General features: G+C 71.5%; 7 protein-coding genes. 6 read left to right on the top strand and 1 reads right to left on the bottom strand.

Going from position 1 to position 12,172, the window contains the following annotated elements; translation table 11 throughout:
• Nucleotides 1-83: 83 nt before the first annotated feature.
• The 5 genes from WMF42_RS38365 (at nucleotide 84) to WMF42_RS38345 (ending at nucleotide 7,476) form a co-directional block, all read left to right on the top strand.
• The gene (locus tag WMF42_RS38365) at nucleotides 84-1,733 is read left to right on the top strand and encodes a metallophosphoesterase family protein (protein ID WP_437688158.1); all 1,650 of its coding nucleotides are present in this window, start codon (nucleotides 84-86) and stop codon (nucleotides 1,731-1,733) included.
• Nucleotides 1,734-2,016: 283 nt separating this feature from the next.
• Nucleotides 2,017-2,865 (top strand): BPTI/Kunitz domain-containing protein, encoded by an 849-nt coding sequence (locus WMF42_RS38360; protein ID WP_233561997.1) that lies wholly within the window; start codon nucleotides 2,017-2,019, stop codon nucleotides 2,863-2,865.
• A gap of 264 nt (nucleotides 2,866-3,129) precedes the next feature.
• Entirely contained in the window at nucleotides 3,130-4,863 is a 1,734-nt protein-coding gene (locus WMF42_RS38355) for a DUF1592 domain-containing protein (RefSeq protein ID WP_233561996.1), read from the top strand.
• Nucleotides 4,860-6,269, top strand: a complete 1,410-nt coding sequence (locus WMF42_RS38350; RefSeq protein WP_437688157.1) for a DUF1552 domain-containing protein — start codon at nucleotides 4,860-4,862, stop codon at nucleotides 6,267-6,269. Before WMF42_RS38355 ends, WMF42_RS38350 begins: the two co-directional genes overlap by 4 nt.
• Before the next feature lie 298 nt (nucleotides 6,270-6,567).
• Complete coding sequence (locus WMF42_RS38345; RefSeq protein WP_061610213.1) at nucleotides 6,568-7,476, top strand: aldo/keto reductase; 909 nt, start codon at nucleotides 6,568-6,570, stop codon at nucleotides 7,474-7,476.
• Nucleotides 7,477-7,830: 354 nt separating this feature from the next.
• On the opposite strand, the gene WMF42_RS38340 is transcribed toward WMF42_RS38345, so the two are convergent.
• Nucleotides 7,831-9,534 (bottom strand): protein kinase domain-containing protein, encoded by a 1,704-nt coding sequence (locus WMF42_RS38340; RefSeq protein ID WP_437688156.1) that lies wholly within the window; start codon nucleotides 9,532-9,534, stop codon nucleotides 7,831-7,833.
• A 328-nt stretch (nucleotides 9,535-9,862) separates the two neighbouring features.
• On the opposite strand from WMF42_RS38340, the gene WMF42_RS38335 reads away from it, so the two are divergent.
• Complete coding sequence (locus tag WMF42_RS38335; RefSeq protein WP_437688155.1) at nucleotides 9,863-12,160, top strand: helicase-related protein; 2,298 nt, start codon at nucleotides 9,863-9,865, stop codon at nucleotides 12,158-12,160.
• The last annotated feature ends 12 nt before the right edge of the window (nucleotides 12,161-12,172 follow it).

Here is a 12,172-nt window from a genome sequence, read left to right as displayed (position 1 = left end):
TGCGCTACCCTGGGGGTCCACCGCGAGAGGAGAGCTGCCTGATGATGTCGTTCAGCCCTGATCCACGCGTCGCTGAGCAGCAGATGCAAGCCATCATCTACTATCTCACGGGGTTCGGTTACATCGACGGCGAGCTCGACGCGACGGAGAAGTCCTTCATCCGCGGCTACATCCAGGAGCTCGTGTCGCAGCGCGCGCTCGACGCCCTCGGCGCCGAGGCTCCCGCGAACCAGGACGTCATCGCGCGGTGGACCGCTCACTTCCACGAGGTGTTCGCCGAGGTCGACCACCAGATCCAGACCCTCTTCACCGAGAGCGTCGCCGACGGAGAGGACCCGAGGGACTTCGTCCTCGCGAAGATCAAGCTCCGCTGCTTCGAGCTCCTCGACAGCTTCGACGAGGACAGCCGCGAGGCGCTGCTCGCGATCGTCGACGGGCTCATGCTCGCCGACGGCGTCGTCCACCCGAACGAGCAGCGGTTCCGCGACGAGCTCTTCGCCCTCCTCGCGACCCCGACCGAGATCGACGACGTGGACATCGAGCCGGTCGAGCAGGGCGCGATCGTGATCGACCCGGCCACGCGCAAGAAGGCGCGCGAGATCGATCACCCGTTCTTCAAGGCGTTCGAGTGGGACTACGCGAGCGACCCGGCCACGTTCGCCGAGCAGGCCAAGGTCGACCTCGACCTGATGCGCCGGTTCGAGGAGAAGCTCGAGGAGCAGCGCGCGCGCGGCGCGGGCCGGCTCGACGGCGCGACGGATTTCTCGGGCTTCGCCGGGCAGCCGCCGTTCCTCGACGGCCACATCTACGTCGCCTCGCCCGACCCCGCCGAGGAGGTCGAGCTCCTCGTCGTCGGCGACCTGCACGGGTGCTACTCGTGCCTCAAGGCGGCGCTGATGCAGGCCGACTTCTTCGCCAAGGTGCAGGCGCACCGCGAGGACCCTGCGCACAACCCCCGGATGATGCTCGTGTTCCTGGGCGACTACATCGACCGCGGCAGGTTCAGCTACAACGGCATCCTGCGCACGGTGATGCAGCTCTTCCTCGCCGCGCCCGACAACGTCTTCGTGCTGCGCGGCAACCACGAGTACTACGTCGAGCTGAACGGCCGCGTGCTCGCGCCGGTGCGGCCCTCCGAGGCGATGAGCTCGCTCGCGGCGATCGCGCCGAACGAGGTGTTCGCCGCGTACATGCGCCTCTTCGAGGCGCTCCCGAACATGCTGATCTTCGACCGCATCCTCTTCGTTCACGCGGGCGTCGCGCGCGACGACACCCTCGCGGCCAAGTGGCGGTCGCTGTCCTCGCTCAACGACCCCGAGATCCGCTTCCAGATGCTGTGGAGCGACCCGAGCGAGGCCGACGCGATCCCCGCCGAGCTCCAGCGGGCCACCGCCCGATTCCCGTTCGGCAAGCGGCAGTTCAAGAGCTTCATGCAGAAGATCGGCTGTACCACCCTGATCCGCGGCCACGAGCGCATCCCGGAGGGGTTCCGCGTCGTCTACGACGACCCCGACGGCGTGCTGCTCACCCTGTTCTCCGCCGGCGGGAAGACGAACGACGACCTGCCGCCGACCAGCAATTACCGCGAGGTCACGCCGATGGCGCTCACCATCCGGTACAAGGGCGGAGTCAGTCAGCTCACGCCCTTCGTGCTCGAGTACGAGCGGTACAACGACCCCAAGTACAACGCGTTCTTCCGCGAGCAGCTCCCGTCGCTCGAGATCTCCGCGTGAGACGGGCGCGCGCGCCGCGTGACGGGCGCGCGCGCTGACGCACACAGGCGCTGATCGGCCGATGGGTGGGATAACGTCGGCTCCGCGCGCCGCGCGCCGTCGAGGCCGCGCCGCACCTGGACGACGTCGTCACGGTGTGCCGCTCCGCCTGGCACACCGCCGCCTGGCATGCCATCGGACACGCATGAATATCCTTCAATCGACGGGCTTATCCTCCGGCGACCGGGGGCACGCTGGTTGCAATGCATCTGGCATGCATCGCCGCTTATCCCTCGGTCTTGGCTTGCTTACCTCTCTCCTGCTCGCCGTGGGCTGCGGCGAGGTGGAGAACAACGGCGGACCGGGCGGCGGGGGTCCGGGCGGCGGCGGCTCGGTCACGGGCAGCGGCGGCGGCGCGGTCACGGGCAGCGGCGGCGGCGCGGTCACGGGCAGCGGCGGCGGCTCGGTCGCGAGCAGCGGCGCTGGCGGAGAATTGCCGGCGCGGTGCGCGCTGCCGCAGGACGTCGGCCCCTGCGACGCGGCGATCCCGCGCTACTGGCACGACCCCAGCACCGGCGTCTGCGTTCCGTTCACGTGGGGCGGCTGCGACGGCAACGAGAACCGCTTCGAGTCGCTCGCTGCCTGTCAGGAGGCCTGTCAGGGCGGCGCCCCGGACATGGATACCTGCGCGTCGGCGGGCGATTGCGTCCTCGCCTCGCCGCGCTGCTGCGCCTCCTGCGACCCTGTCGACGCCAGCGCTTTCGTCGCCATCCACCGCGAGGCGTCGGCGGATTATTCGGTCGCCACCGGGTGCGGGGACGTGGCGTGCGCGCCGTGCCCGCCGGCCACCGAGGCCGAGCGCACCTCCCAGTACTTCACCGCCGCGTGCGAGAGCGGGCGCTGCGTCGTCCTCGACGTGCGCGAGTCCCCGCTGACGGAATGCACGCAAGACGCGGACTGCGCCCTGCGCGACGGCGTCGGGTGCTGCGAGGGGTGCGACGGGACAGGCATCGTCGCCCTCAACCAGAGCGCGGATCTCGCCAGCATCGTCTGCCCCGAGGGCTTCGGCGCGTGCCCTCCGTGCGCGCCCGTGTATCCGGCAGGGATGACGGCGAAATGCTCGGAGGGCAGGTGTCAGCCCTCGATGCCGTGAAGGAGAGCGTTCCCTGTGTGCGCCATCAGGCGCCGTCACCCGCGCCGTAGATAAGGCTCTCCCGGCCACCCACAGGCGGCGCCTCCCCGGCCGCAGCGCGTCACCACCGCGCTGCGCCATCGCCCCTGAACGGATCCAGCGCATGGACGAAAAGCACCCGCGGCGCGCCCGCCGCGTTGACGGTCGGCGCTCGTCGCCGATAGCCTGTCTCGGGCCCCGCTTGTACATTCTTGCTTTTCGACCTCTTCACGAAGGGAGCTGCCCTTGAAACGAAGCACCCCGAGGATGCTGCTCGCGGTCCTCGCGCTCTCGAGCGCGGCCGCGTGCTCGGGAGCCGACCGAGGCCCGGACGGATCCTCCAGCTCTGGCGACGGCCCTGACACCGGCCCTGGCACCGGCCCTGACACCGGCCCTGACACAGGCGTCCAGTGCGCACCCGGCGTCACCGCGCCCGGCCCGACGCCGCGGCTGACGCGGCTCACGCACGCGCAGTACGACAACACGATCCGGGACCTCTTCGGCAAGGACATGAAGGCCGCGGCGTCGTTCCTGGCGGACCCGGCGTTCGAGGGGTTCACCAACAACGCCAGGGCGCTCACCGTCTCCGACCGCCTCGCCCGCGATTACCGCCGCGCCGCCGAGACCATCGCGGAGAGCGCCGTCGCCGACGAGGCCGTGCTCGGCAAGATCCTGCCCTGCGCGCCCGAGGGAGACGGCGCCGCGTGCGCCCGGCGGTTCATCCAGGAGCTCGGCAAGCGCGTCTACCGGCGGCCGCTCTCGGCGGAGCAGGAGGAGGCGTACGTCGCCGCGTTTGCGCGCGGCAATGGCCTCTTCGAGGCGGGCACGCCGTTCGAGCAGGGCGTCCGGCACGTGATCGAGGTGATGCTCCAGTCGCCGCACTTCCTCTACCGCGTCGAGCTCAGCGAGGCGCTCGACGGCGAGGACATCATCCCGCTCGACGGCCACGAGGTCGCTACCCGGCTCTCCTACCTGCTCTGGAACAGCCTGCCCGACGACGCGCTCCTCGCGGCCGCCGAGGGCGGGGCGCTGGGCACGCCCGAGGGCGTCGAGGCCGAGGCGCGGCGCATGCTGGCCGATCCCAGGGCGGTGAGCGCCCTGGACGACTTCCACGACCAGTGGCTGCAGGTGAGCCGCTACGACGATCTCACGAAGGATCCGGCGCTCTATCCGGACTTCGACGCGAGCGTGTCCTCGGCCATGAAGGCCGAGACACGGCGGTTCATCCGGCACGTCGTCCTCGAGATGGAGGGCGACTACGAGGCGCTGATGACCTCGTCCGTCGGCTTCGTGAACGACAAGCTCGCCCCGATCTACGGCGTCGAGGGCTCGTTCACGAGCGAGCTCGTGGAGACGCCGCTCGACCCGGGCGCGCGCGCAGGGCTGCTCACGCAGGCCGGCTTCCTGAGCTCGCACGCGTTCTTCAACAAGACGTCCCCGATCCACCGCGGCGTGTTCATCCAGCGCCAGATCCTCTGCGCGGATCTGCCGGATCCGCCGGCGAACGTCGACACGGAGCTGCCGCCCATCCAGGGTGAGATCAGGACGACGCGGGATCAGGTGGAGGCGCACACGTCCCCGAAGGCGTGCAGCACGTGCCACGGCATGATCAACCCGCCCGGCTTCGCGTTCGAGCACTTCGACGCGGTCGGGCGATACCGCGCCGACGAGGGCGGCGCGCCCATCGACGCGTCCGGCACGCTCACTGTCGGCGCGACGGAGATGCGCTTCGACGGCGCGATCGACCTCGTGAAGCAGCTCGCGCAGAGCCCCGTCGCGGAGCGGTGCTATCTGACGAACTGGTATCGATACGGCAATGCCCGCCAGCTCTCGCCCGAGGACGCGTGCACGATCGAGGAGCTCGACGCGAAGCTCGTCGAGACCGGGTACAACATCAAGGAGCTGCTCGTCGCGCTCACGCAGACGAAGACGTTCAGGAACCGTGCGGTGGAAGACGCGGCGGAAGAGGTGGAGCAATGAATCGCAGAACGTTCTTGCGGGGCGCGTGCGGGGTGATGCTCGGCCTCCCGTTCCTCGAGTCGCTGCGGGCGCGCGACGCCAAGGCCGACGCGCCGACCGCGCCGCGCCGGTTCATCGCCTTCTTCATGTGCAACGGCGTGAACATGGACCGGTTCTTCCCGGGCACGGCGTACGGCGCGCTGACGGCCGCCTCGTTCGGCGCAGATCGGGCGATCGCGCCGCTCGCCGCGTACAGGGACAGGCTCCTGATCCCGCGGGGCATTCACATGGTGCCGCGCGGCTTCGGGCGGGACATGAGCGCGGGCGACGATCACGCGAAGGGGATCGGCTGCAAGCTCACGGCGCAGCCGCTCGTCCAGGGCAGCCAGTACCCCGCGGGGATCTCGCTCGATCAGTTCATCGCGAACAAGATCAACCCGCCGGGCACGCCCGCGCTGACGCTGATGGTCGGGGCGAAGACCCCGAACGTGCGCGGGCACATCTCGTACAGCGGCCCCGAGCAGCCCGTGACGGGTGAGAACAACCCGTGGCTCGCGTACCAGGACCTGATCGGCGTGACGAACCTCGAGGACGAGGCGATCGTGCGGCTCACGAAGCGCCGCCAGAGCGTGCTCGACCTGGTCGGGGCCGAGTACGAAGGCCTGCTCAAGAAGAAGCTCAGCAAGGCCGATCGCGACAAGCTCGACATGCACTTCCAGACGGTGCGCGACCTGGAGGTGGGCATGGGCAACGCGGGGGTCATCCCGCGCGAGCTCCCGCCGGAGAGGGCGGCGGAGATCGAGGGGATCGACCCGCAGACCGTGGCGTTCGACGCCGAGTTCCGGACGATCGGCCGCATGCAGATGGACATCCTCGCGCTGGCGATCGCGACAGGCGCGACGCGCTCGGCGACGCTGCAGTGGGGCTCGGGCGCGCACGGGCCCATCTTCAGGTGGGACGGGATGAACCACGAGTACAACCACCACAAGCTCTCTCACGGGAACACGAAGGACGACGACACAGGGAGCGTCGTGGACGGCTACGAGGAGATGCTCTTCAACATCGATCGCTGGTTCATGGGCGAGTATGTCTATCTGCTCGACCGTCTCGCGGGCTATGACGAGGGCGGGACGTCCGTGCTCGACAACAGCGCTGTCGTGTTCATGAACGAGCTCTCCAACGGGAAGTGGCACGACTTTCGCGACCTTCCGTACATCATCGCGGGGAGCTGCGGCGGCTACTTGAAGACGGGTCAGTACATCAAGGTGACGCGGCAGCAAGACACGGTGCAGGACAAGGATGCTCCCCACAACAAGCTGCTCACGACGCTCGCGAACGCGGTCGGCTGCACCGAGGAGGGCGGGGGTCCGATAAAGAACTTCGGCTCCTTCGGCGAGGAAGGCGAGCTCGACGTGCTCAAGGCCTGACCGGCCCATCTCCTGGGCTGGCGGCGCGGCCTGCGCGCCGTCGTGCCGGGCCGCCTGGCACATCCCCTGCAATCCAGCTTCGTCCTCGAAAGGAGCGCTGCCTTTCATGACGAAGCGACCTTCCCGACGGACATTCCTTCATGCAGTGGGTGCCGGCGTCGCGCTCAGCGCGTGTGCAGGAAGCGCGCAGGTGGGGCAAAATGCCACATCTGCGAGCGGGGGTTCTCAGGATCCTCCCAAGGGCCCTGCGCCCGGCGCGCCCGGGGCGAAGGACGTCGAGCTGCCTGCCGGGGGCGTGATGCCGATGAGGCCTCTCGGGCGGACCGGCGTGAACGTCAGCCTCGTGGGGCTCGGCGGGTACCACATCGCGAAGCCGAAGGACGAGCAGGAGAGCATCCGGCTCGTCCGCTTCGCGCTCGATCACGGGATCAACTTCCTCGACAACTGCTGGGATTACAACGAGGGCAGGAGCGAGGAGCTGATGGGCAAGGCGCTCCAGGACGGCTATCGCCAGAAGGCCTTTTTGATGACGAAGCTCGACGGCCGCACGCGCGCTGTCGCCGAGGCGCAGCTCGAGCAGTCGCTCCGTCGGCTGCGGACCGACGTCATCGATCTCGTGCAGATGCACGAGATCATCCGGATGAGCGATCCCGAGCAGATCTACGGGCCTGGCGGCGCGATGGAGGCGCTCGTGGCCGCGAAGAAGGCCGGCAAGATCCGGTTCATCGGCTTCACCGGCCACAAGGATCCGGACATCCACCTGGCCATGCTGCAGATGGCGGAGCGCCAGGGTGTGCCGCTCGACGCCGTGCAGATGCCGCTCAACGTGATGGATCCCCATTACCGCAGCTTCGAGAAGAAGGTGCTCCCCGTGCTGACCGAGCGTGGCATCGGGGTGCTCGGGATGAAGCCGTTCGCCAGCGGGGATATCATGATGACCGGGGCGGTCTCGGCGACCGAGTGCCTGCATTACCCGATGAGCTTGCCGACGTCGGTGGTCATCACCGGTTGCGATACGATGGGGGTTCTCAAGCAGGCGCTCAGGGCGGCTTACACGTTTCAGCCGCTCGGCAGCGAGCGCGTCTCGGCGATCCTGGCGCGCACCGCCGCGCTCGGGGCCACGGGGAAGCACGAGCAGTTCAAGACGACCGAGCGATTTGATGGGACGACGAAGAATCCGCACTGGTTGACGACGGCCAGGGTATGAGCGGAGAGAGAGCCGGTCTTCGGGGCTGGTTGGCGTCAATCCATCGCCGGTCCTCAGTCCCCCGTCTTCCGTCTTTCGTCTCCCGTCTTCCGTCTCCCGACCCATCGTCTCCGTGCGCGTCTGTCGTGCGCGTGCGCGTGCCCGATCCATCCCTTCTCCCGTCACCGTGAGACGTGTAGCGGCACGATGGAGGACGTGGAACGCGCACGCGCACGAGCACGCCAGACGAGGACGATGGTCGTAAGACGGGAGAGGGGAGACGGGAGACGGGAGACGGGGGCGAGAGGGTTTGGTTGCGCGGGCAACTCTCGCGGTGTTCCAGCGTCAGCTCGAGAGATACCCCCCCTGTCTGATTCAGAATCCGAAGGTGGGATCCCTCTCGGAAGCTCCCTTGCTGGTGGGCGCGGCCGGCGCAGATCGCCTGGGCGGGGAAGGCGACGCCGGGCGCGCCGGCCTGGAGGCCCTCGCGGTGCCCGGTGGGGACGCCGCCGGCGGCGTGGCGGGCCCAGCCGAGGCTGACGAGGAAGCAGCGGGGAGGGCGCTCGACGGAGGCGGGGAGGACTCCTGCTCGACCGGCGCCGGCGGAGGGGCGGGCTCCTGTGCGACGGGGGGCGGCGGCGCCGCGGGCTCCTGCGCGACGGGCGAAGGCATGTCCGCCGGTGTGACGGGCGCGTCCGGAGCGGGCGATCGAAGCACGACGACGGCGACGATGCCCGCCGCGACCGTCAGCGCGCTGGCGATCACGGCGGGCAGCGCCCTGGACGAGGAGCGACGCTCCGGTGGCGCGGGGAGGGCGCCTCCCACGGCCTCCAGCGTGCCGCCCGGACCGGGGACCCCGCCAGGTACCTGCATGCGGCCCGCGACGACCGTCTCGCCCGCGGCGAGCGTGCCGCCGGCGCCGACGCCGACATCGAGGGCCACCGTGCCGCCCCGGAAGGCCGGCGCGCTGCCCGAGCCCGGCGCGCCCAGCGCCGGCGTGTTGCCGGAGCCCGGGGCGGCGTGAGACGGCGCGCTGCCCAGCGCCGGCGCGCTGCCCAGCGCCGGCGCGCTGCCCAGCGCCGGCGCGCTGCCCAGCGCCGGCACGCTGCCCGAGCCCTGCACGGCCAGCGCCGGCGCGCTGCCCGACCCCGGCCTGCCCAGCGCCGGCGCGCCGCCCAGCGCCGCGAGCGCGCCGGTCGAGTCCATCGCGTCGCGCGGCGCGGGGAGGGGTGTGCGGTGCACGGCCGCCGCGAACGCGTGGGCGAGCTCGCTCGCGCTCTGGAAGCGCTCCGCGGGCTCGCGCTTGAGCGCGCGCGCCAGGAACTGGTCCAGCTCGGGCCAGAGGTCCGGCGCGAGCTGCGAGGGGACGGGGATGTCGCCCGTGCAGATCTCCACGAGCACGTCGCCGAGCTCCTCGCCGGGGAAGGGGAGCTGGCCGGTGAGGGACTGGAAGATGATCACCCCGAGCGACCAGAGATCGCTGCGGTGGTCCATCGTCTTGCTCCGGCGCACCTGCTCGGGGCTCATGTAGTGCGGCGAGCCGATGAGCGTCCCCGTCTTCGTCGCGTCGGCGGCCAGCCCGGTGCCGGTCGCCTTGGCGACCCCGAAGTCGAGGATCTTGACGACCTCGTCGCCCTGGCGCGCGAGGAAGATGTTCGCCGGCTTGAGGTCGCGGTGGATGAGCCCCACCTCGTGCGCGCGGCGGAGCGCCTTGCACACCTGGACGATGATGCCCAGCGTCTCGGCCGGCGCGAGGCGCCCCCGGCGCACCAGGTACGCCGCGAGATCCTCGCCCTCGAGGAGCTCCATCGCGAGGTAGGGCGTGTCGCCCTCGAGCCCGTAGTCGTAGACGTGGACGACGTGGGGCGTCCGGAGCTGGGCCGAGGCCTTCGCCTCGCGCTCGAACCGCGCGCGCGCGACCGGGGAGTCGGCGTGCTGCGGCATCATGAACTTGAGCGCGACCTCGACGTCGAGCTGGAGGTGCCGGGCCACCCAGAGGAAGCCCATGGCGCCGCCCGCCAACGGCCGCTCCAGGCGATACTTCCCACCGACGACGCTCCCCGCTTCAAGCGACAGCATGCGTTCGAGCCTTCCGCGTCCCAGTGTCCTTGCGTTCGGGCCCACCGGGTCTAGCAGAGGCGGGACCCAGCGTCGCCGTTCTTACACCTGCTGGCATCTCGCCTCATCATGCCATGGCCGAGCCAGCGCGACGAAGGTCGAGCGCGCGCGGTCCGCTGTCGCATGGCTCCTCCTCACGGCGCACCCTCCGCGAGGGGCCCCCGCCGCCACGCGCACCCTGCATCCACAGACCCACGGACGAGCCCGTCCACCCGCGCCGCGCCGGGCTCGCGCTCTCCCCGCCGCGCCGGGGAGTCTTTGCGGCGTCCGGTACTAAGCTGCGCGTGGCATGGCCGACGCCTCCGCGATCACCGCCGTCCTGGGTCCGACCAACACCGGCAAGACCCACCGCGCCATCGAGCGCATGCTCGCGCACGACTCGGGCATGATCGGCCTTCCCCTGCGGCTCCTCGCGCGCGAGGTCTACGACCGCGTGACAACCCGGGTCGGCGAGGCCCGCGTCGCCCTCGTCACCGGCGAGGAGAAGCGCGTCCCCAGGCGGCCGGACTACTGGGTGTGCACCGTCGAGGCGATGCCGATCGACCTCGAGGTCGACTTCCTGGCCATCGACGAGATCCAGCTCGCCGCCCACGACCAGCGCGGCCACGTCTTCACCGAGCGGCTGCTCCTCGCGCGCGGGCGGCGCGAGACCTGGTTCCTCGGCGCCGACACGATGCGGCCCCTCGTGTCCGACCTCGTGCCCACGGCGAAATTCGTCCAGCACCCGCGGCTCTCGCGCCTCACGAGCGCCGGCGCCGGCAAGCTCTCGCGGCTGCCGCCGCGCAGCGCCGTTGTCGCGTTCTCGACCCCGCAGGTCTACGAGATCGCCGAGCGGCTGCGCGCGCAGCGGGGCGGCGCGGCGGTCGTGCTCGGCGCGCTCTCGCCGCGCACGCGCAACGCGCAGGTCGCCATGTTCCAGTCGGGCGAGGTCGACTACCTCGTCGCCACCGACGCGATCGGCATGGGCCTCAACCTCGACGTGCGCCACGTCGCGTTCGCCGCCCTGCGCAAGTTCGACGGCCGCGACGTGCGCGACCTCGACCCCGCCGAGCTCGCGCAGATCGCCGGTCGCGCGGGCAGGCACCTCGCGGACGGCACCTTCGGCACTGTCGCGCCGCTGTCGCTCCCCGACGGCATCGCGGCCGCCATCGAGGCGCACCGCTTCCCCGCCGTGCGGCGGCTGCGCTGGCGCAACAGCGAGCTCGACCGCAGCTCGATCGACGCGCTCCTCGCGTCGCTCCGAGAGCCCCCGCCCGCCCGCAGCCTGAAGCTCGTCCACGACGCCGAGGACGCCGCCGCCCTGTCGCGGCTCGCCGAGGACCCCGAGATCCGCGCCCGCGCGCGCGGCAGCGAGGCCGTGGGGCTGCTCTGGGAGGTCTGCCGCATCCCCGACTTCCGCAAGCTGCTGTTCGAGTCGCACGTCGCGCTCCTCGCCGAGATCTACGCGCAGCTCTCGGGCCCGAGCGCGGCGCTCGACCCCGGCTGGATGGCCGCGCGGGTGGCCGAGATCGACGAGGTGGGCGGCGACATCGACACGCTGATCACGCGGATCGCGTCGATCCGGACGTGGACCTACATCTCGAACCACGGGCGCTGGGTGCGCGACGCGGGGGCGTGGCAGGACCGCACGCGCGCGATCGAGGATCGCCTGAGCGACGCGCTCCACGAGCGGCTGGTGCAGCGCTTCGTCGAGCGCGGCGGCGGGGCGGCGCGCGGCGCGCGGGCAGGAGCGCGCCCGGCGCAGCGCCGGCCGGAGGCCGAGGAGCCGGTGAAGGTCGCGCCCGACCACCCGTTCGCGCGCATCGCGGCGATGCGCGCCCTGCTGGCGCCGGGGCCGGCGGCGCCCGCGCCCGAGGACGACAGGGCGCGCTGGGTCGAGTCGATCGTGGGGGCGCCGCACGAGCGCTTCTCCGTCGACGTGGCCGGGAGGATCCTCGACGGCGAGCAGCTCCTCGGGCAGCTCGCGCGCGGCCCGGCGCTGCTCCTGCCGGACGTGCGGCTCGCGGCGCTCGACGACCTCGGCCCGGGGGCGCGGTCGCGCGTCCTGCGGCGGCTCGTGGCGTTCGCGCGCGACCTCGTCGAGGAGCTCCTCGCGCCGCTGCGGTCGCCCGAGGTGCGCGGGCTCCAGGGGGCGGCGCGCGGGATCGTCTACCAGCTCGAGCAGGGCCTGGGGACGGCGGCGGCGCGCGACGCCGGCGAGCAGATCGCGGAGCTCGCGCCGGAGGACCGCGCGCTCCTCGCGGCGCGCGGCATCGAGGTGGGCGAGCGCGTGATCTACGCGCAGCAGCTCCTCCGCCGCGGCGCGCTGGAGCGCCGGCTCGCGCTGTGCGCGGCGTGGTTCGACCGGGGCCGCGTGCCCGCCTGCCCCGCGCCGGGCGCCGTCTCGGTGGCTGTCGCGCGGGGCGTGGATCCGAGGGCGTACGCGGCGATCGGCTACCCGGTGTTCGGGACGCGGGCGATCCGCGCGGACGTGGCGGAGCGGGTGCACCGGGCGCTCGTGAGCGGCGAGCCCGCGGCGCGGCTCTCGAGCTGGATGGGCTGCCCGGCGCGGGAGGCGCCGCGCGTCGCGGCGTCGCTGCTCGGGTAGGCGAGGGGAGCC

It is taken from the genome of Sorangium sp. So ce176, from assembly GCF_051519835.1.
Classification (GTDB): domain Bacteria; phylum Myxococcota_A; class Polyangia; order Polyangiales; family Polyangiaceae; genus Sorangium; species Sorangium cellulosum_G.
The sequence above is the reverse complement of the archived record's forward strand: the minus strand, read 5'-3'. Positions and strand labels throughout refer to the sequence as shown.

Excerpts from the sequence above, each read along its gene's own strand:
- WMF42_RS38365 (WP_437688158.1), top strand. The coding sequence starts at position 84 with ATGCAAGCCATCATCTACTATCTCACGGGGTTCGGTTACATCGACGGC.
- WMF42_RS38350 (WP_437688157.1), top strand. The coding sequence starts at position 4,860 with ATGAATCGCAGAACGTTCTTGCGGGGCGCGTGCGGGGTGATGCTCGGC.
- WMF42_RS38345 (WP_061610213.1), top strand. The coding sequence starts at position 6,568 with ATGCCGATGAGGCCTCTCGGGCGGACCGGCGTGAACGTCAGCCTCGTG.
- WMF42_RS38340 (WP_437688156.1), bottom strand. The coding sequence starts at position 9,534 with ATGCTGTCGCTTGAAGCGGGGAGCGTCGTCGGTGGGAAGTATCGCCTG.
- WMF42_RS38335 (WP_437688155.1), top strand. The coding sequence starts at position 9,863 with ATGGCCGACGCCTCCGCGATCACCGCCGTCCTGGGTCCGACCAACACC.